A 20,212-nucleotide genomic window follows, 5' to 3' on the forward strand; every position below is an offset into this window, starting at 1 on the left:
ATACCAGGGTGGAACTTGCCCGAAATGTGGGAGGGGGCTTGCTCCCGATAGCAGTGTGTCAGCTTGCAGATCTGCCTCTGATCCACCGCTATCGGGAGCAAGCCCCCTCCCACATTGGATCTCAGTACACCCTGGGGATTACTGGTTGGAAGCGTCCGCCGCCTTGATCAGGTCAGCCCCGATCTCGCCTTCGAACTTCTGCCACACCGGGCGCATGGCCTCGCGCCAAAGGGAACGTTGCTCTGGAGTCAGTTCGATGATTTCACTGGTCTTGGCGTCGATGATCTTCTGCTTGGCCGACTGGTTCAGCGCTTCGGCCTGTTTGTTTACCTCGACGGTGACCTCGGCCATGATCTGCGCAAGGGTACTGCGGATATCCGGCGGCAGGCCGTTCCAGAACTTGGCGTTGGTGATCACCATGTAGTCAATCAGGCCGTGGTTGGATTCGGTGAAGTATTTCTGCACCTCGTTGACCTTCTGGCTTTCATAGTTCGACCAGGTGTTCTCGGTGCCATTCACGGTGCCGGTCTGCAGCCCTTGATAGACTTCGGCGAAGCTCATCTTGCGTGGGTTGGCACGGATCGCCTTGAACTGTTCCTCGAGCACGCTGGAGGCTTGCACGCGGAACTTCAGGCCACGGGCGTCCTTGGGTTCATGCAAGGCCTTGTTGGCGGAGAGCTGCTTGAGGCCGTTGTGCCAATAGGCCAGGCCGAGGATGTTCTTGTCCTGCATCGAGGTCAGCAGCTGCTTGCCCTCGGCGGCCTGGAAACGGTCGACCGCGGCCAGGTCGTTGAACAGGAACGGCAGGTCGTAGATCTGCACTTGCTTGGTGTACTGCTCGAACTTGGCCAGGGACGGCGCCAGCATCTGCACATCGCCCAGCAACAGCGCTTCCATTTCCTTGCCATCGCCGAACAGCGATGAGTTGGGGTACACCTCGACCTTGACCTTGCCGGGCAGGCGTTCTTCAGCGAGTTTTTTGAACAGCAGCGCGCCCTGGCCCTTGGGGGTGTTTTCGGCGACCACATGGGCAAACTTGATCACAATCGGGTCCGCCGCCTGGGCCAGGCCTGCGGCAAACAAGGTGGCGGCGCACAGCAGCGCCCGAGAAAACTTGAGCATGGGAAATCACCTTCTTATTGTTGTGTTGTCAGGCAAGGTGCCTGATGTGATGCGTGTTGAGAATTTCGAATTTTAGATACCTGCGTTCGGCCTGGCCGAACACTCCCCCTAACGGTAGTTAGAGTTGGGCAGCCAGTAGTCTTTGTGCCCGCAACAGCACCGGCGCATCCACCATCTGCCCATCAATCTGATACGCCCCTGCCCCATGGGCACCGGCCTCCACCACGCGCTTGGCCCAGGCCAGGTCTTCGGCGCTGGGCGCCAGCGCCTGGTGAATCACCGGAACCTGCTTGGGATGGATACACAACGCCCCGGCAAAGCCCATTTCATAGGCATGCCGGATCGAGCGGCGCAGGCCCTCAGGGTCGTCGATGGCGGGGTGTACGCCGTCCAGCGGTGCGACCAGCCCGGCGGCGCGTGAATGCACGATCAACGCCAGGCGCGCCTGGTCGAGGGCAAACTCAGCGGCGCGGGAATGGCTGCTCAGGTTGAGGTCCAGGGCCAGGTCCAAGCCACCGAACGACAGCCGCTGCACCAGCGGAGCATGGGCAATGTCGGCCACGGCCAACAAGCCGCGAGCGCTTTCGATGATCGGCCAGATGGGTTTGCCGGTGGCAGCCACCACGGCGACCTGGGCTGCGCTCTCGACCTTGGGTAGCAGCACACCCGCGACATTTGCATGGGCCTTGCAGAACGCCACATCCTCAAAATGCTCGGCGTGCTCCGGCGCATTGATACGCACCCACACCTGGGCCCCGGGATGGGCGTGCAAAAACGCCCCCAGGTTGTCCCGGGCCTGGCGTTTGAGCGGTTCTTCCACCGCGTCTTCAAAATCCACGATCACCGCATCGGCGCCGCTGGCCAGGGCCTTGGCAAACCGCTCCGGGCGGCTGCCCGGCACAAATAACGCTGAACGTACTAGGGGCTTTGGCATCGCTGAAATTCCTGGTTAGATAACGCCGCGTGCACGCAGGCTGTCGATGGTGTCGGCGCAATAACCCAGCTGGTCGAGGATGCCCTGGCTGTGTTGTCCCAAAGCCGGCACGCCATCCATGCGTGGGGTAAACGCGGCATTGCGGGCCGGTGGCAACAGCGACGGCAACGGCCCGGCCGGGCTGTCGACTTCGCGCCAGCTGTCACGGGCCTTGAGTTGCGGGTGGTCCCACACGCCTTGCATATCGTTGACCCGGGCGCTGGCGATCTGCGCGTGCTCCAGGCGCTGGATCAGCGCCTCGGCGTCCAACTGGGCAAAGCTTGCGACAATGATCTGGCGCAGCGCGTCGCGGTTGGCCGAACGCTTGAAATTGGCGCTGAAACGTTCGTCCGTCGCCAGCGCAGGGGTGAGCAATACCTTGTCGCAGAACGCCGCCCACTCACGCTCGTTCTGCAACCCGAGCATCACCGTACTGCCGTCACCGGTGGGAAACGGCCCGTAGGGGTAAATCGTCGAATGCGCCGCGCCGGCACGCGGTGGCGGTGGCGCGCCGTCGAAGGCGTAGTACATCGGGTAACCCATCCACTCCACCAGGCTTTCGAGCATGCTCACGTCGATGCGGCTGCCTTTGCCGGTCTTGCCACGCAGCAGCAGCGCCGAAAGGATGCCGCTGTAGGCGTACATGCCGGCGGAGATATCGGCGATGGAGCAACCGGCCTTGGCCATTTGCTCGTCACCCGGGCCACCGGTCACCGAGAGAAAGCCGCCTTCACTCTGGATCAACAGGTCGTAGGCTTTCTTTTTCTCGTAGGGCCCGCCTTCGCCGTAGCCGGAAATATCACAGACGATCAGCCGCGGGAAACGCTCATGCAGCGCCTCGAACGACAAGCCCATGCGCGCCGCCGCGCCGGGGGCCAGGTTCTGCACCAGCACATCGGCATCGGCGAGCAACGCCTCGAGAATGGCGCCCGCCTCGTCCTGCTTGAGGTCCAGGGTCAGGCTCTCTTTTGAACGGTTGGTCCAGACGAAATGCGACGCCAGGCCACGCACGCGCTCGTCATAGCCCCGGGCAAAGTCACCGGCACCGGGGCGCTCGACCTTGATCACCCGGGCGCCGAGATCGGCCAGTTGGCGGGTGCAGAATGGCGCGGCAATCGCGTGTTCCAGGCTGACGACGGTAATGCCGTCCAGCGGTCGTTGGTTACTCATGACAAATCCCTCAAAGCCAATGGGCCATGGACGCGGTGTGACGCAGGTTCCACACCTGCTCGATCAGGCCATTGGCCTGGGCCGGTGTGCGGGCACCGCTGAAATGGGTCAGGCGCTGGAACTTGTCCGCCAGTTCGGCGCGACTCAGGCTGTTGCCTGGGTCGCCCTTGGGCTCGTCGATGGCGCCGTGCAACGTGCGGCCATCGGTGGTGGTGACGGTGACGCGGCCCAGCCAGCGTTGCGGGTAGGCAGCATCGACCTCCGGATCGAGGGTCATGCTGACCTTGTCGCGAAAGGCCGCGACGGCGGGGTCGTTCAACGCCAGTTCATGGAACTCAGGCAAACCCGCCTTGCCATGCACGGCGATCAGGCCGAGCACGGTGCCCATGGAGAATTTGGCCTGGTGCACCGTGGTCGGCACCGTCACTCGACCGAGCACATCGATGGCGCCTTGGTGCACGCGGGTCTGTACCCGAGCAATCTGTGGGGCGCTCAAGCCTTCGCGCTGCATCACCGCCAACAGCGCATCGGCGGCGGGGTGGGTGTGGCGGCAGGAGGCGTGGAATTTAAACGAGGTTTCCACCAGCGCCCAACGGCTGCCCAGGCCGGCGGATAATTTGCCGGGCTCGGCATCAGTAGACATGCCCGCCGCCAGGCCCTGGTCGCCTTCCAGGATATTGCGTGCGCCGGTCAAGCCATCGGCGGTGAGATAGGCCGCCAGCAAGCCGTCCGCCGCGGCCTTGGCCGTATGCAGTTGCTTGGAGTCGGCGGCATCGCGCAAGAACTCCCACAGCCCTGCCGCCTGGGTGCCGGCGCTGCCGAGCAGGTTGATGAACTGTTCCTGGTTGAAATCGAGCAACTTGCCCACCGCGACCGCCGCCGCCAGGGTGCCGACCGTGGCCGTGGTGTGAAAGATGCGATAGTGGGAGCGCCCCATGAATTCACCGATGCGAATCCCAGCCTCATAACCGGCCACCGAGGCCAACAACAACTCGCGGCCTGACTTGTTGAGGTCCTGGGCAGCGGCCAAAGCGGCAGGAAACACCACCGTGGCCGGGTGCAGCACCGAGCTGTTGTGCAGGTCATCCTGCTCCACCAGATGGGATGAGGCCGCGTTGACCAACGCGGCAAAATACGCGCTGGTGCCGGTGCCGTTGACGATCACCTGGGCCGCTCCGCTGCTCGGCCCCATCTTCTGCGCATAACGTTCGAACAGTGGAATCGGATGGGCGCCCTGGCTGGCCAGCGCCGAAGCGAGCCAATCCAGATACAGCTCTTCGATGCGCGCCAGTACCGGCTCGGGCACCTGTTGGTACGTCAGATCGGCGAGAAAACGGCACAGGGCCTGGGTATCACGCATGCTCAGGCCCTCAGAAGCTACGTGGCAGTTCGAGCAAATGCTCGGCCACGTAGGACAGGATCAGGTTGGTGGAGATCGGCGCCACCTGGTACAGGCGGGTCTCGCGGAATTTGCGCTCCACGTCGTATTCGCAGGCAAAGCCAAAACCGCCGTGGGTTTGCAGGCAGGCGTTGGCCGCTTCCCAGGACGCCTTGGCCGCCAGGTACTTGGCCATGTTGGCGCTGGCCCCGGCGTGCTTGCCGCTGTCGTATTCCTCACAGGCGCGCCAGCGCATCAGGTCGGCCGCTTCGATCTCGATATGGGCCTCGGCAATCGGGAACTGCACGCCCTGGTTCTGGCCGATGGGCCGGCCAAACACCACGCGGTCGCGGGCGTAGGCGCTGGCCTTTTCGATAAACCAACGACCGTCACCGATGCATTCGGCGGCGATCAGGGTGCGCTCGGCATTCAGGCCATCGAGGATGTACTTGAAGCCCTTGCCCTCCTCGCCAATCAGGCTGTCAGCGGGCAACTCGAGGTTGTCGAAGAACAGCTCGTTGGTCTCGTGGTTGACCATATTGGCGATGGGCTGCACGGTCAGGCCGTTACCGATGGCGTCGCGCAGGTCGACCAGGAAGATCGACATGCCTTCGGACTTTTTCTTCACCTCGGCCAAGGGCGTGGTGCGCGCCAGCAGGATCATCAGGTCGGAGTGCTGCACCCGCGAGATCCAGACTTTCTGACCGTTGATCACGTATTTGTCGCCACGTTTGATCGCGGTGGTCTTGATCTTGGTGGTGTCGGTGCCGGTGGTCGGCTCGGTGACGCCCATCGACTGCAGGCGCAGCTCACCGCTGGCCAGCTTGGGCAGGTAGAAGCGTTTCTGCGCCTCACTGCCGTGACGCAACAGGGTGAACATGTTGTACATCTGGCCGTGCACGGTGCCGGAATTGCCGCCGCAGCGGTTGACCTCCTCGAGGATCACCGAGGCTTCGGCCAGCCCCAGGCCGGAGCCGCCGTACGCCTCGGGAATCATCGCCGACAGCCAACCGGCGTCGGTCAGCGCCTTGACGAAGGCTTCGGGAAAGCCCTTTTGTTCATCGATACTGCGCCAGTAGGCGGCATCGAACTCGGCGCACAAGGCGCGCACGCCTTCGCGGATGGCATTGAGTTCTTCATTGTCATGGGGGTTCATTAACGGCTCTCCGCCTGTTGTTCTTGGATTATTCGAAATGCACCTGGGCGGTCTGCGCCAGGCCTTCGGCATTGCCGGCCCAGAGTTCTGCGACCCCGGGTGCGCAGATGCGCCCGCCCACCTCAAACGGTTGCGGCGCAATCAATGGGCGTACGCCGCGATAGCTGAAACGACGCAGCGTCGCGTCGGGATGCGCCCGGCAGAACGCCCGCAGGTTCAAGGTGGCGATCAGCGGGCCATGCACCACCAGGCCGGCATAACCTTCGGTACCGGTGACATAGGGGTAGTCGTAGTGGATGCGGTGGCCGTTGAAGGTCACGGCGCTGTAGCGGAACAACAAGGTGGGCGTCGGCTCGACCGTCTCCGTCCATTCGCCCTGGGCCAGGGCATCGCCACTGCCGGTCTTGGGCGGTGTGGGTTCGCGGTAAACGATGTCCTGTTCCTCGCGGATCGCCAGACGACCGTCCTGGGAGTAGTCATGGCGCACGGTGACAAACAGCAACGCGCCGGTGCGCCCGGCCTTTTCTTCGACCTGGGTGATGGTCGACACACGGGCGGCCGCCTCGCCGGCACGCAGCGGGTGCAGGAATTCGATACGCCCACCGGCCCACATGCGATTGCGATTATCGGCCGGCGGCAGGAAGCCGCCGCGGGCCGGATGACCGTCGCTGCCCAAGGCCGATTCCGGCAGTGGGTCCTGGAAGAAGCACCATTGCCAAAGTGGCGCAACGGCTTCGCCCTCGGCAGGCACGCTTTCCCCCAACGTAGCGGCGATACGCTTGAGCAGGTTATGGCTCAGGTGGTCGTGGGCGGTTTCACTTCGGCCGATCCAATCAGTGGCACTCATCGGGTGCAGATCCTCAGGCAGTGGGTATCTGCTGCCGATCATGCAAGGGCCTGGCCGTTCTGAGAATTTGCATTTCAATAATCCAGCGTTCGGTTATGCTGAACGCCAACTTACAAAAAAACGCCGCATCCCCAATGTGGGAGGGGGCTTGCTCCCGATGGCGGTGGGTCAGTACCCAATGTGCTAGCTGATACACCGCTATCGGGAGCAAGCCCCCTCCCACCTTGGATTTTCATGGTGATGAGGTTGGTGTTCCTATCCGGAGTTTTTATGCATTTTGATCTCGCCGACCTGCGCCTGTTTATCCATATCGCCGAATCCCCCAGCCTGACCCAGGGCGCCAAGCGGGCTTTCCTCTCGCCGGCCGCCGCCAGTGCGCGAATCAAGGCCCTGGAAGGCCAGCTCGACACCCGCCTGTTGTACCGCGACAGCCGTGGGGTGGAGATCACCCCGGCAGGCGAACGCCTGTTGCACCACGCCCGGTTGATCATGCGCCAGGTCGATTACCTGAAAAGCGAGTTCACCCAATACGGCGTGGATTCGGCCGGGCATATCCGCATCTTCGCCAACACCACGGCGGTCACCGAGTTCTTGCCGGAAGTGCTGGCGGGCTTTTTGTCCCAGCGGCCGGGGGTGACCGTTGACCTGCAGGAGCGCCTGTCCCGGGATATCGTACGCGGCGTGCTCGATGGCACCAGTGACATGGGCATCATTGCCGGCCCCGTAGAAGCGTCGGGTTTGCAAGTGCTGCATTTCAGCACCGATGAACTGGTGCTGATGGTGCCGGTCGGGCATCCCCTGGCAGACCAGCCGTCGGTCACCCTGGAGCAGACCCTGGCATACCAGCATATCGGCCTGCATGAAGGCAGCACGCTATTGAGCTTTTTGCGCGAACACGTCGAGCGCCTGGGCAAGCAGTTGTCGCTGCGCATCCAGGTCTCGAGCTTCGAAGCGATCTGCCGGATGGTCGAGGCCGGAGTGGGCATCGGCATCATTCCCGAGTCCGCCGCCCTGCGCCACAGCCGCACCATGCAGTTGGTGACCGTGAAGCTGGACGAGCCCTGGGCAATTCGCGAACGCAGCATCCTGGTGCGCGAATTGGAGGCGCTGCCGGGGACCATTCGCGCACTGATCGCTACCTTGATGCCGGAAAACGCCTAAGCTTGAACGTCACCTTGCCAGAGGAGACGCCCCATGCAACTCGAAGGATCCTGCCATTGTGGCGCTGTGACATTCAGCCTGACCAGCGCCCACCCCTACCCTTACCAGCGCTGCTACTGCTCGATCTGCCGCAAGACCCAGGGCGGCGGCGGATACGCGATCAACCTGGGCGGTGACGCCAAGAGCTTGAAGGTACGCGGGCGCAAACAGATTTCCATCTACCACGCCAAGCTCAAGCCCGAGGGCGCCAGCCGTGCCCATGCGAGCAGCGCCGAGCGGCATTTCTGCTCCCGGTGCGGCAGCGGCCTGTGGCTGTTCAGCCCGCAGTGGCCGGAACTGATCCACCCGTTTGCCTCGGCCATCGACACGCCGCTGCCGGTGCCGCCGGAACACACGCACTTGATGCTGGGCTCCAAGGCGCCGTGGGTGGAGGTCAGTGTGCGCAAGGGTGACTTGCGGTTCGATGAATACCCTGATGAATCGATTGCCGATTGGCATGAGCGTTTGGGGCTTGTGGGTTAATAGAGGTTTGAAAATGTGGGAGGGCAAGCCCTAATGCCAGTCAGTTAAGGCTCTTTTGTAGGAGCGAGCTTGCTCGCGAAAAACTTACAGGCGCCGCGTTCATTCAGCAAACACGCGTTATCGTTGACGTTTTACGCGAGCAAGCTCGCTCCTACAGAAGGCGATGACCGCTTAACTGACTGGCATTAGGGCAAGCCCCCTCCCACAGGTGTTGCGCCATACTCAAGTAATGTGGAGCAGTAACCGTTAACAGTCTTTGACAGTTTCCCGACAAAGCACTCAAAGATTGTTGGCCAGCGCCGCCCTAGCATTCGAGCATCCAAATACCACTCGGGTGCTCTTCCATGTTTCGCAGATTGCGCGGTATTCCGCTGTTGGGTTGCCTGCTGGGCAGTATCGGTTGCCACTCGCAGCCACCTGCCCCGCCGACGATTCAAAAAGGCGATTACGGCGCGATCATCCGTTACCTGCAAGCCCGCATTCCCAAGGACATGGCGCGGGAAAATGTAGCTGGCTTGTCGATTGCCCTGGTCAATGGGCAGGAACTGATCTGGGCCCGTGGCTTTGGCTTGGCCGACAAGGCCCAGGGCGTGCCGGTCACGCCCAACACGGCGTTTCGTGCCGGCGGCATTTCCAAACTGCTCACCGCCACCGCAGCGATGCAACTGGTGGAGCAACAACGCCTGGCACTGGATGCGCCGATCCAGCATACCCTGCGCGAATTCTACGTACGCTCACGCTTTCATAGCGACCAGGCCGAAGCCGATCACGCGATCACCTTGCGGCGTTTGCTCAGCCATCAGTCCGGCTTGCCCAGCGAACACCTGCGCGACCTGCGCAGCACCTACGCCATGGGGCAGATGCCGATGCGCGTGTCGGGCGTGTGGCTGAGCAGCCTGCCAGGTTCCCAGGTGGCTTATTCCAACCTCGGTTATTCACTGGTGGGCGCCGCCATCGAACGCAGCAGCGGCAAAAGTTTCGAAGCCCAACTGCAAAGCAGCCTGTTCAAACCCTTGCAGATGAACCAGTCCAGTTTCCTCGGCACCGGCGCGCACTTGAGCTTTCGCGCCCTGGGCTATGAAGACGGCAACGCGAGCACCGATGCGCAGGTGCGCGACCTCGCCGCCGGCGGCCTGTGGGCCAGCCCCAAGGATCTGAGCCACTATGTGCAGATGCTGTTCGCCAAGGGCAGCTACAAAGGCAACCAGGTGCTGGACAGCACATCGATTGACACGATGTTCACCCAGCAGAACACCGGCAACGCCCTGGATTTCGACTGCCAGATGGGCCTGGGCTGGTTCCTGGCGCCCTGCGGTGACGAGCCGATTGGTCCGGGCGTGCGTACCTATCAGCACAGCGGTGGCGGTGACGATTTCGCCGCGCAATTGACCCTGCTGCCGGACCAGCAACTGGCCGTGATCATCATGGCCAACGACAGCAATGCCGAAGAGATGGTGATGTCGCTGTCCACCGACAGCCTGCGCCTGATGCTTGAGGCCCAGACCGGCAACCCCGTCTGCGCCGACGACTGCCAGGCCCCCAGCCACGGCCTCAAACTGCGTCAGGTACCGGCAGCCGTTGACCGCAAACGCCTGGGCGGGTTCTACGCGACCGCCTGGGGAGTGTTCCGCATCAAGGATGACCATGAGCGCTTGTTCGGTGAACTGGCCGGTTATGATTTCGAGCTATTGCGCGATGACCAAGGCTGGCTGCGTGCGCAGAAAAAGGTACTCGGTTTCTGGCTCAAGGACCTGGGCGACCTGGGCCGCATCCAGCTTGATGTGGTGAAAGTAGAAGGCCGGCAGATACTCACCGCGCGCAGCCACGGCCAGCGCATCGCCATTGGCGAGCGCATTGAGGCGCCGCCTTTGTCTACGGCTTGGGCCGACACCATCGGCACCTATCAGGTGCTTAACACCCACGAACCCGACGCACCATTGAGCGGCATCAGTGTGCGCCTGGAAGAAGGTTTCCTGGTGATCCGCGGCCAATTGCATGACGAACCGTTGACCGACTACATCCTGCTGCCCGTGGACAACGCCCATGCGGTGTTGGCCGGCAGCGGCTACGGCCTGGGCGACACCGTCAGCCGCCAGATCAACGGCCTGAGTGCTTCGGGCTACTCCTTCAAACGTACGCATTCCCCCCACACCCCCCTGAATTTCTAACCAGGAGCATCCCCTGATGTACCCAAAGAACCTGTGCCTGTCATTCACCTTCTTGTGCCTGCTGGCCACTGCCGGCACGGCCCTGGCCGAAGACTGGCAATACAGTCTCAATGCCGGCGTGGCCAATGCGCCGCGCTACAGCGGCAGTGACGAACGCATGACAGCTCCCGTGCTGGGCGGCAAAATCGTCAGCCCCTGGGGCATCTTCCTCGACACCGACACGGGCCTGGGCTGGGGCTATGAAGGCAATGCCTTGAGCCTCAGCGCCTACGTCGGTGCAAGCGATTCTCGTAAAGATAAAAACCAAAGCATGCATGCCGGCTCCAAACGCCTCAAAGGCATGGGCGAGATCAAGTCACGCCCGCAACTGGGGGGGAGCGCGGCGTATAACCTCGGCGGCGTGATTATCGGCGCCACCCTGGAACATGCGCTCAAGGAAGATGACCACAAAGATACCGGCAAGGCCTACACCCACCTGGAGCTGAGCCTGGGCACCAACCTGTATGAGGGCCGCTTCGGTTCCGTCGATGCCAGCCTCAACAGCCACTTCGGCGACCGCGACTACCTGCAGACCTGGTATGGCGTGACCACCGGCCAGGCCGCACGCAGCCGCTTCAAGGAATACAAGGCCGCAGGCGGCAATATCAGCAATGGCATGAACCTGGTGTGGAGCTTGCCGATCAACGAGCACACTCAGTTCTCCACCTTGCTGGATGTGCAGTACCTGGCGGATAAAGCGGGCAAGAGCCCGATTGTGGAGCGGCGCTTGCAGACATCGGTAATGGGGATGGTGGAATACACCTTCTGATTCAAGTTGGTAACCCAATCAAAATGTGGGAGGGGGCTTGCTCCCGATAGCGGTGGGTCAGCTAGACACCTGTCACTGATACACCGCTATCGGGAGCAAGCCCCCTCCCACATTTGGCCTGCGCAGTATTCAAGAAGTGTTACTCGGCATACGCCCAGGTCATCCGGAATGAGGCCCCGCCCCACTCCGAATCCAGCACTTCCACCTGCCCGCCATGCCATTGGCTCACGCGCTTGACCAGCGCCAGCCCCAGGCCAAACCCACCGGTGCGGCGGTCGCGGCTGCTGTCAAGGCGCAGGAAGGGTTCAAAGATCTTGGTGCGCCCCTCCAGCGGCACACCCGGGCCGTCGTCATTGACCCGCACTTCGTAACCGCTGCCGAACTTGACCAGCGACACTTCCACACGGCGGTCGGCATAGCGAATGGCGTTGCGCAACAGGTTGATTACTGCGCGCGCCATAAAGCGTGGCTCGATCCGGATAAAGTCGACCTCACAGGTGCGCAGTGACAACTGCACCCCTTCCGCCTCGGCCTCCAGGGCCACGCTGCCGATGACGCTGTCGAGCCAGCTGTGGGCCTCGATATTCTCGCGGGTCACCTGGCTGGCGCCGCGCTCCAGGCTGGCATAGGTCAACAGCTCGGAGACCATTTCCTCCAGCTCGCCGAGGTCGGAATACATATCGCTGATCAGCTCACGGCTCTGGCGTGGATCACTTTGCTGCCTGAGCTGATCGAGCTCGAACGACAAACGCGCAATCGGTGTGCGCAATTCATGGGAGACGGCATTGGTCAGTTCGCGCTGGTTGGCGATCAGGCTTTCGATGCGCTCGGCCATCTGGTTGAAGTGCCCGGCCAGTTCGCGCACGGTGGAACGACGCGGCAACAGGATGCGCGAACCAAGGTCGTTGTCACCAAAGCGTTGCGCGGCCAGGCGGATGTGTTCCAGGTCGCGCCAGTGCGGGCGCACCCAGAAATACAGGACGATGGCCAGACTCACGCCGAGGAACCCATAGGCCCACAGGTACAGCCATTTGGGCTCTTCCGGCAGTTGGATCTCGAGCAATTGCGGGCCGCCGTCGATAGGCGCCAGGAACTTCATGAAGTCTTCGCGCACCACCACCTGGTCATTGGCCAGGAGCTTCTGCTCGCGCTCGCTCAGGTGCTGGGCGTCGCGCGGCACCAGTTGCAGGCGTAAGCCATAATGCGGTTGCAGCTCGTCCAGGCGTGCCTGGCGCGCTTCACCCTGCACCGGCCGCAGTTGCTCCACCAAAGCCCAGGCCGGGCCGCGCAGGGCTTCACGGTTATAGGTCTCGTTGGACTCGGGTATGTACGCGTCCAGGCCGTAGTTGACCAGCCAGATCGACCCGGCCAGGCCGAGCGCAAGAATGACATAGAGGCGCAGATACAAGCGCAGCATCTAGGCCTCCCACGCGAACGGATTGAACAGGTAGCCCTTGCCCCAAATGGTCTTGATGCACACCGGCTCGCGTGGGTTGTCGTTGAGCTTGCCGCGCAATTTGCTGATATAGACGTCGACGCTGCGGTTGAGGCCGTCGAAGGCAATACCGCGCATGCGATTGAGAATGTCATCGCGCGAAAGAATCTTGCCCGAGCTGCTGGCCAGCAACCACAGCAGCTCGAACTCCATGGTGGTGAGGTCGATGTTCTCGCCCCCCAGGCTGACCACCCGGCAACTGCGATCAATCGACAAGCGGCCGAACTCCAGGGCACCGCGTACCGTGGGTTCGGGCACTTGTCGGCGTTGCAAGGCGCGCAAACGCGCCAGCAATACCGGAGGTTTGATCGGCTTGATCACGTAATCGTCAGCGCCGGACTCAAGGCCGAGGATATGGTCCAGGTCATCTTCCTTGGCGGTGAGGATCACGATGGGCGTATCCGACACATTGCGAATCTCGCGGCATACATGCAACCCGCTCTGGCCCGGCAGCATCAAGTCGAGCACTACAATCTTCGGCTTGAACTCAATGAACGCCGCCAGGGCTTTATCACCCCGGTGGACCTCCCGTACCTCAAAACCATGTTGCGATAGAAAATGTGCGATCAGCCCTGCCAGCTTCTCATCGTCCTCGACGAGCAGGACCTTGCCCAGACCCAGGTTTTCCATAAATTCTCAGTGTGGATAGGCGGATTGAAGTGTGGGCATTATAGGTGGCAAGCTGGCCAACAGAAGCCGCTGGCCAGTACGTGCCGACGAAGCTTCATGCTTTTAAGAGTTTTTAACAAATAACCTGCAATCTTTTACGTCATTCACAGGGAGTTCCATGCGCAAGGATTACCTGGCGTTCTTCGTTTCGCTGTTCCTGTCACGGTTGGGCGACCAGATCCTGTTGTTCATCGTGCCGCTGATCGTGTTCCAGACTACCAATAGCGTGTCATGGGCAGGCCTGGCGTTTTTTGTCGAGTCGCTGCCTCGCTACCTGGCGTTTCCGGTGTGCGGGGCGCTCTGCGACAGGTTTTCAGCGGTGCGCATCCTGCATATCAGCCAGGTGTACCGGGCATTGGCCTGTGTGGTGGCGGTGGCGCTTTACGGGTTGTTTGACGGTATCCATTGGTTGGTGATCCTGTCCGCCGTGTGCGGGGTATTGACCACCCAGGGCATTATGGCGCGCGAAGTGGTAATGCCACATGTCTTCCAGCATTACACCTATGCCAAGACCTTGTCCTACTCACAGATCGCCGACCAGAGCGGGCTGGTGCTCGGGCCATTGCTGGCAGCGCTGATGCTGGAAGTCTGGGCGTGGCCTTGGGTAGTGCTGGGTGTCGCCGCACTGTTTGTGCTGGCAGACCTGGCCATGCTGACCTGGCAGCGCAACACCACGGTAACCCTGCAGGTCCATGAGCAGCACCCGGGTATCTGGCTGCAACCCCTGCGCACCGCGTTCGGCCACATCCGCAGCCGGGTGGAGTTGAAGCGTATCATCACCCTGGCGGTCGGCGTGAACCTGATTGTCGGGGTGACGCTGGCCACTTCGGCCGCGATGGTCACCGGCCATTACGCCGCCGACAAGGATGCCTACGCCCTGCTGCAAGCCGCCGGCGCGCTGGTCACCATCGTGATTCTGTTTTATCTGGCGCGCTCATCATTGCCGCTGAAGGTGATGGGCGGGCTGTCGTATTCGATGATTGCCGTCGGCGCGCTGATCACCGCGATCAGTCCCGGCGTGTGGGTCTACGCCGTGGGGTTCCTGCTGGTGACCGGCTTCGACAAGATGTTCAACGTGTACCTGCGCAGCACCCGTCAACGGGTCATTCCAGTCCAGGATTTCGGCAAGACGGTGGGTGTAATCACCTTGCTCAACAACCTGGCCCAGCCATTGGCGGGCCTGATGATTGCCGTGCTGGCAGCGCCCCTGGGCATGCGAACGGTGATCCTGCTGCTGGCCGGCATCACCGCCTTGCTCGGTGTGGCCGTGGCCTCAGGCTGGCACGCCACTGTGAAAGCGGAATTCGATGTCGGGTGATTCGATCAGCTCCTGCTCGGCCGCCCTCACCCGCTCGATAACCAGGGCGATGTCCTTGGCATCGCCATACTGGTATGCCAGCTTCAAGTAGCCCTGGAAGTGCCGCGCCTCGCTTTTCAGCAGGCCGAAGTAGAACTTGGCGAGTTCTTCGTCCAGGTGCGGCACCAACGCTTCGAAACGCTCGCAACTGCGTGCTTCGATAAAAGCGCCGACCACCAGGGTGTCCACCAGCTTGACCGGCTCATGGCTGCGCACCACCTTGCGCAAGCCCGACGCATAACGGCCGGCATGCAGTTGGCGCAGCTCGACCTTGCGCTTTTTCATCAGGCGCATGACTTGCTCATGGTGCACCAGCTCTTCGCGGGCCAGGCGCGACATCATGTTGATCAGGTCAACGTGGGCGTGATACTTGGCCATCAGGCTCAGGGCGGTGCTGGCCGCTTTGAATTCGCAGTTCTTGTGGTCGATCAGCAGGGTATCCTGATCGGCCAGGGCAGCCTGCACCCAGGCGTCAGGGGTGCGGCAGCCGAGGAATTCATGGATTTCGGGCAGGTTCATCGGGCTCACGGGCAAAGGATCACAAAAGGTCGCCGATTATACCGACCCCGTCGCAGACCACCAGCCACTGGCCTTGATGTGTATCAACATGACGTCTGGCGGGCAGCAACTATAGTTGTTGCATGCCCCTTCCTGGAGATCCTGATCATGCAAGCCATCCGCAGCATCCTGGTGGTCATCGAGCCCGAGCATTCGGAAAGCCTGGCCCTCAAGCGCGCCAAGCTGATCGCCGGGGTGACCGACGCACACTTGCACCTGCTGGTCTGCGACAAGAACCACGAGCATTCGGCACTGTTGAGCGTGCTCAAGGAAGGTTTAAGGAACGACGGCTACAGCGTCTCCACCGAACAGGCCTGGAACGACAGCCTGCATGAAACCATCATCGGTGTGCAGCAATCCGAGGGCTGCGGCCTGGTGATCAAGCAACACTTCCCCGACAGCCCGCTGAAAAAGGCCCTGCTGACGCCGGCGGACTGGAAGCTGCTGCGCTATTGCCCGACGCCGGTACTGCTGGTCAAGACCGCCACGCCATGGGCCGGCGGAGTGATTCTGGCAGCCATCGATGTGGGCAACACCGACGGCGAACACCGCTCGCTGCACAATTCGATCATCGACCACGGCTTTGATATCGCAAGCCTGGCCAAGGCGCAGCTGCATGTGATCAGCGCCCACCCATCGCCGATGCTGTCGGCGGCGGACCCGACCTTCCAGCTCAAGGAAACCATCGAGGCGCGCTATCGCGAGCAGTGCCGGGCGTTCCAGGCTGAGTTCGACGTGGACGAAAGGCACCTGCATATCAAGGAAGGCCCCGCCGATGTGCTGATCCCGCACATCGCCCATCAGTTGCAAGCGGCAGTGACCATCATCGGCACCGTGGCGCGCACCGGGATTTCCGGGGCGTTGATTGGCAATACGGCCGAGGTGGTGCTGGATGCGGTGCAAAGCGATGTGTTGGTGCTCAAGCCGCAGGAGTTGATGGATCACCTGCAAGAACTGGCAACCAAGCCCTGAAGCACAATAGAGGGCAAAATATGGGAGGGGGCTTGCTCCCGATTGCGGTGGGTCAGCGAAGGATGGGCTGACTGACACACTGCTATCGGGAGCAAGCCCCCTCCCACATTTGGATGCACGCTGTCAGGTATATAGCGAGTCTTTCAGGAACGCCGGGGCGATATAGCGCTGGTAATGCGCCTCGGACAAGATAAAGAACTCCCGATCAATGGCATCGCGCAGGTCCGGCAAGGGCCAATCGCGAAACTCCGGCAACAGCACCATGCCATACGCCTCCAGGTTGTTGATCACCCGCGCCCCGCGCGCAATCAGCTGGTAGGCCCAGCAGTACTCGGACTGGTGCGGCACAAAGCGAATCTTGCGTTGCTCCAACTGCCCGCGCAGGGTCTTGGGGTCGAAGACCTCCACTTTGCCGGCCATGACCTGCACCAGCAGTTGCTCAAGCCTGCGCCAGACTGCGCGTTTTTCCTCTTCGTTATAGCCGTTCCACTGGATCACTTCGTGGTGGAAGCGCTTGCAGCCACGGCACACGAGATCGCCGTAGACCGTGGAGCACAGGCCGACGCAGGGGGTCTTGATGGTTTGGTTGGGCATGGTCAACAACACGCAAATCAGCGAAACAGTGCGCCATGTTAGCCCTTTGTCTAAGGTTGATCACCCAGCAAACTTGGCCAGGCAACTTACCTTTAGATTTTTTTTGCCGTAGAATCACCCGGCCTTGTAAGGCGCCAATAATCCGCTGGAAGCTGTTTTCAAAGCGTCACGAGCACAGTCGTTCCTTCAGAACGGTGTTGGCGCGGGCTCGACCCGGTAGGTCAGAACCCGCGCCAACCCTCATCAGCTCCGTTCTGCAGGCGTAAAACTTTGAAAGCAGCTTCTGTAAAGGAATGACGGCAGCGCTGGCTTTGCGGCTCAAAAAGCCCCCGAGCGCATGCGTGCCGTTCATTCCTGGATGAGCGTCCCGTGGGACCACTGATGAGGGTAATAACTGTGCTTGAAGCCTACCGCAAACATATCGAAGAGCGTGCCGCCCTGGGTATCGTTCCCCAGCCGCTTAACGCCGAACAAACCGCAGGCCTGGTCGAGCTGCTGAAAAATCCTCCGGCTGGCGAAGAAGAATTCCTCGTTGACCTGATCACCAACCGCATTCCACCGGGCGTTGACGAAGCCGCCTACGTCAAGGCCGGTTTCCTGTCTGCCCTGGCCAAGGGCGAAGCCAGTTCCCCCCTGATCGACAAGAAACGCGCTGTTGAACTGCTCGGCACCATGCAAGGCGGCTACAACATCGTGACGTTGGTCGAGCTGCTGGACGACGCCACCCTGGCGCCCGTCGCGGCCGCCCAGCTCAAGCACACCCTGCTGATGTTCGATGCGTTCCACGACGTGGCTGAAAAAGCCCGCAATGGCAACGAGCATGCCAAAGGCGTGATCCAGTCCTGGGCTGACGGCGAGTGGTTCCGCAACCGCCCTACCCTGGCCGACAAGATCAGCCTGCGCGTGTTCAAGGTTACCGGCGAGACCAACACCGACGACCTGTCCCCTGCGCCTGACGCCTGGTCCCGCCCTGATATTCCGTTGCACGCCCTGGCCATGCTGAAAATGGCCCGTGAAGGCATCGTGCCGGACGAGCAAGGCAAGACCGGCCCGATGAAGCAGATCGAAGAGATGCGCGGCCAAGGCTTCCCGATCGCCTACGTTGGCGACGTGGTCGGTACCGGTTCGTCGCGCAAGTCGGCAACCAACTCGGTACTGTGGTTCTTCGGCGACGACGTGCCTTACGTGCCGAACAAGCGTGCCGGCGGTTTCTGCTTCGGCAGCAAGATCGCTCCGATCTTCTACAACACCATGGAAGACGCCGGCGCACTGCCGATCGAATTCGACGTGACCAACATGAACATGGGCGACGTGATCGACCTGTACCCTCATGCTGGCAAAGTCTGCAAGCACGGCACCGATGAAGTCCTGACCACCTTCGAAATGAAGACCCCGGTGCTGTTGGACGAAGTCCGCGCCGGCGGCCGTATCCCGCTGATCATCGGTCGTGGCCTGACCGACAAGGCCCGTGCCGAACTTGGCCTGGGCCCTACCGACCTGTTCAAGCTGCCCGAAGCGCCTGTCGACACCGGCAAGGGCTTCACCCTGGCACAGAAGATGGTCGGCAAGGCGTGCGGCCTGCCAGAAGGCAAAGGCGTTCGTCCTGGCACCTACTGCGAGCCGAAGATGACCACCGTGGGCTCCCAGGACACCACTGGTCCCATGACCCGTGATGAACTCAAGGACCTGGCGTGCCTGGGCTTCTCGACCGACCTGGTGATGCAGTCGTTCTGCCACACTGCGGCCTATCCAAAGCCGATCGACGTGACCACCCACCACACCCTGCCTGACTTCATCATGACCCGTGGCGGTGTATCGCTGCGTCCAGGCGACGGCATCATCCACAGCTGGCTGAACCGCATGCTGCTGCCGGACACCGTCGGTACCGGTGGCGACTCCCACACCCGTTTCCCGATGGGCATCTCGTTCCCGGCAGGTTCTGGCCTGGTAGCATTTGCCGCCGCCACTGGCGTGATGCCACTGGACATGCCGGAATCGATCCTGGTGCGCTTCAAAGGCAAGATGAAACCTGGCATCACCCTGCGTGACCTGGTACATGCCATTCCTTACTACGCGATCCAGGCTGGCCTGCTGACCGTAGAGAAGAAAGGCAAGAAGAACGCCTTCTCCGGGCGCATCCTGGAAATCGAAGGCCTGAACGACCTGACGCTGGAACAGGCTTTCGAGCTGTCCGACGCCTCGGCCGAACGTTCGGCTGCCGGCTGCACCATCAAGCTGTCCAAGGATTCGGTCACCGAGTACCTGAACTCCAACATCACCCTGCTGCGCTGGATGATCGGCGAAGGCTACGGCGATGCACGCACCCTGGAACGTCGCGCCCAAGCGATGGAAGCCTGGGTTGCCAACCCGGAGCTGATGGAAGCCGACGCCGACGCCGAATACGCCGAAATCATCGAGATCGACCTGGCCGAAATCAACGAGCCGATCCTCTGCGCACCAAACGACCCGGACGACGCCCGTCTGCTGTCCAGCGTTGCCGGCGAGAAGATCGACGAAGTGTTCATCGGTTCGTGCATGACCAACATCGGTCACTTCCGTGCTGCGGGCAAGTTGCTGGAGCAGGTCAAGGGCCAGCTGCCAACCCGCCTGTGGCTGTCGCCGCCGACCAAGATGGACGCGCACCAACTGACCGAAGAAGGCTACTACGGCATCTACGGCAAGGCTGGCGCACGCATGGAAATGCCGGGCTGCTCGCTGTGCATGGGTAACCAGGCACGGGTAGAGCCGAATTCGACCGTGGTGTCGACTTCAACCCGTAACTTCCCGAACCGCCTGGGTGATGGTGCCAACGTCTACCTGGCGTCGGCTGAGCTGGCGGCCGTGGCCTCTACCCTGGGTCGCCTGCCGACCGTTGAAGAGTACATGGGCTACGCAGCGAAACTGGACACCATGGCCAGTGACGTCTACCGCTACCTGAACTTCGACCAGATCGCTGAGTTCCGCAAGATCGCAGCAAGCGCCAACATCCCGGTGATTCAAGCTTAACGGTGTGTTGATGTGAAAGACGCCGCGTATCGCAAGATACGCGGCGTTTTTTATGCCCGCAATTACCCTTTACGACCAACACAAAACAAATGTAGGAGCGAGCTTGCTCGCGAAAAACTCAGCGGCGCCGCGTTTCTTCAGGAAGCGCGCGTTATCGTTGACGTTTTTCGCGAGCAAGCTCGCTCCTACAGACTGGCATCAGAGCTGCCCTCTCCTACACGTGGTTCTCCACAGTGCTTGAAGGCAGTGTCAGAAC

Annotated in this window: 17 protein-coding genes; 7 read left to right on the top strand and 10 right to left on the bottom strand. The window is 61.6% G+C overall.

The annotated features are described in order from the left end of the window. Positions 1-138: 138 nt before the first annotated feature. The 6 genes from KVH01_RS20750 to KVH01_RS20775 form a co-directional block, all read right to left on the bottom strand. Entirely contained in the window at positions 139-1,122 is a 984-nt protein-coding gene (locus KVH01_RS20750) for a TRAP transporter substrate-binding protein (protein WP_217882711.1), read from the bottom strand. Between the two features lie 118 nt (positions 1,123-1,240). Further along, entirely contained in the window at positions 1,241-2,056 is an 816-nt protein-coding gene (locus KVH01_RS20755) for an HpcH/HpaI aldolase/citrate lyase family protein (RefSeq protein ID WP_217882712.1), read from the bottom strand. A gap of 15 nt (positions 2,057-2,071) precedes the next feature. After that, positions 2,072-3,265 carry a CaiB/BaiF CoA transferase family protein gene (locus KVH01_RS20760; protein WP_217882713.1) on the bottom strand — a complete coding sequence of 398 codons (1,194 nt, stop codon included), beginning with the start codon at positions 3,263-3,265 and terminating at the stop codon, positions 2,072-2,074. A 10-nt stretch (positions 3,266-3,275) separates the two neighbouring features. Further along, positions 3,276-4,625, bottom strand: coding sequence for an MmgE/PrpD family protein (locus tag KVH01_RS20765; RefSeq protein WP_217882714.1), 1,350 nt, complete (start codon positions 4,623-4,625; stop codon positions 3,276-3,278). A gap of 10 nt (positions 4,626-4,635) precedes the next feature. Then, positions 4,636-5,799 (bottom strand): acyl-CoA dehydrogenase family protein, encoded by a 1,164-nt coding sequence (locus KVH01_RS20770; RefSeq protein ID WP_217882715.1) that lies wholly within the window; start codon positions 5,797-5,799, stop codon positions 4,636-4,638. Positions 5,800-5,827: 28 nt separating this feature from the next. Then, positions 5,828-6,646 carry an FAS1-like dehydratase domain-containing protein gene (locus tag KVH01_RS20775; protein ID WP_217882716.1) on the bottom strand — a complete coding sequence of 273 codons (819 nt, stop codon included), beginning with the start codon at positions 6,644-6,646 and terminating at the stop codon, positions 5,828-5,830. A 270-nt stretch (positions 6,647-6,916) separates the two neighbouring features. Here KVH01_RS20775 and KVH01_RS20780 point away from each other — a divergent pair, with 270 nt between their 5' ends. From KVH01_RS20780 to KVH01_RS20795, 4 genes are all read left to right on the top strand, one after another. After that, positions 6,917-7,807: a LysR family transcriptional regulator gene (locus tag KVH01_RS20780; protein ID WP_046068375.1), complete on the top strand. Its 891-nt coding sequence runs from the start codon at positions 6,917-6,919 to the stop codon at positions 7,805-7,807. Positions 7,808-7,840: 33 nt separating this feature from the next. Next, a complete protein-coding gene (locus tag KVH01_RS20785) occupies positions 7,841-8,329 on the top strand; it encodes a GFA family protein (RefSeq protein ID WP_043050932.1) in 489 nt (162 codons plus the stop codon). 344 nt (positions 8,330-8,673) lie between these two features. Next, positions 8,674-10,497, top strand: coding sequence for a serine hydrolase domain-containing protein (locus tag KVH01_RS20790; RefSeq protein ID WP_217882717.1), 1,824 nt, complete (start codon positions 8,674-8,676; stop codon positions 10,495-10,497). Positions 10,498-10,513: 16 nt separating this feature from the next. Beyond that, positions 10,514-11,305: a MipA/OmpV family protein gene (locus KVH01_RS20795; protein ID WP_217882718.1), complete on the top strand. Its 792-nt coding sequence runs from the start codon at positions 10,514-10,516 to the stop codon at positions 11,303-11,305. A 139-nt stretch (positions 11,306-11,444) separates the two neighbouring features. Here the strand turns inward: KVH01_RS20795 and KVH01_RS20800 are convergent, their stop codons facing one another. Beyond that, positions 11,445-12,722 carry an ATP-binding protein gene (locus KVH01_RS20800; RefSeq protein ID WP_217882719.1) on the bottom strand — a complete coding sequence of 426 codons (1,278 nt, stop codon included), beginning with the start codon at positions 12,720-12,722 and terminating at the stop codon, positions 11,445-11,447. Beyond that, positions 12,723-13,430 carry a response regulator gene (locus tag KVH01_RS20805; RefSeq protein ID WP_217882720.1) on the bottom strand — a complete coding sequence of 236 codons (708 nt, stop codon included), beginning with the start codon at positions 13,428-13,430 and terminating at the stop codon, positions 12,723-12,725. Positions 13,431-13,587: 157 nt separating this feature from the next. On the opposite strand from KVH01_RS20805, the gene KVH01_RS20810 reads away from it, so the two are divergent. Then, the gene (locus KVH01_RS20810) at positions 13,588-14,787 is read left to right on the top strand and encodes an MFS transporter (RefSeq protein WP_217882721.1); all 1,200 of its coding nucleotides are present in this window, start codon (positions 13,588-13,590) and stop codon (positions 14,785-14,787) included. Here KVH01_RS20810 and miaE read toward each other — a convergent pair. Next, entirely contained in the window at positions 14,743-15,345 is a 603-nt protein-coding gene (gene miaE / locus KVH01_RS20815) for a tRNA-(ms[2]io[6]A)-hydroxylase (protein ID WP_217882722.1), read from the bottom strand. The genes KVH01_RS20810 and miaE overlap by 45 nt on opposite strands. A gap of 147 nt (positions 15,346-15,492) precedes the next feature. On the opposite strand from miaE, the gene KVH01_RS20820 reads away from it, so the two are divergent. Continuing rightward, positions 15,493-16,356, top strand: coding sequence for a universal stress protein (locus KVH01_RS20820; protein ID WP_217882723.1), 864 nt, complete (start codon positions 15,493-15,495; stop codon positions 16,354-16,356). Positions 16,357-16,479: 123 nt separating this feature from the next. Here the strand turns inward: KVH01_RS20820 and KVH01_RS20825 are convergent, their stop codons facing one another. After that, the gene (locus tag KVH01_RS20825) at positions 16,480-16,950 is read right to left on the bottom strand and encodes a DUF1289 domain-containing protein (RefSeq protein WP_043050939.1); all 471 of its coding nucleotides are present in this window, start codon (positions 16,948-16,950) and stop codon (positions 16,480-16,482) included. Between the two features lie 396 nt (positions 16,951-17,346). On the opposite strand from KVH01_RS20825, the gene acnB reads away from it, so the two are divergent. Next, positions 17,347-19,956, top strand: coding sequence for a bifunctional aconitate hydratase 2/2-methylisocitrate dehydratase (acnB, locus tag KVH01_RS20830; protein WP_043050940.1), 2,610 nt, complete (start codon positions 17,347-17,349; stop codon positions 19,954-19,956). Positions 19,957-20,212: the final 256 nt, after the last annotated feature.

The sequence above is a fragment of the Pseudomonas khavaziana genome, from assembly GCF_019145205.1.
GTDB classification, from domain to species: Bacteria; Pseudomonadota; Gammaproteobacteria; order Pseudomonadales; family Pseudomonadaceae; genus Aquipseudomonas; species Aquipseudomonas khavaziana.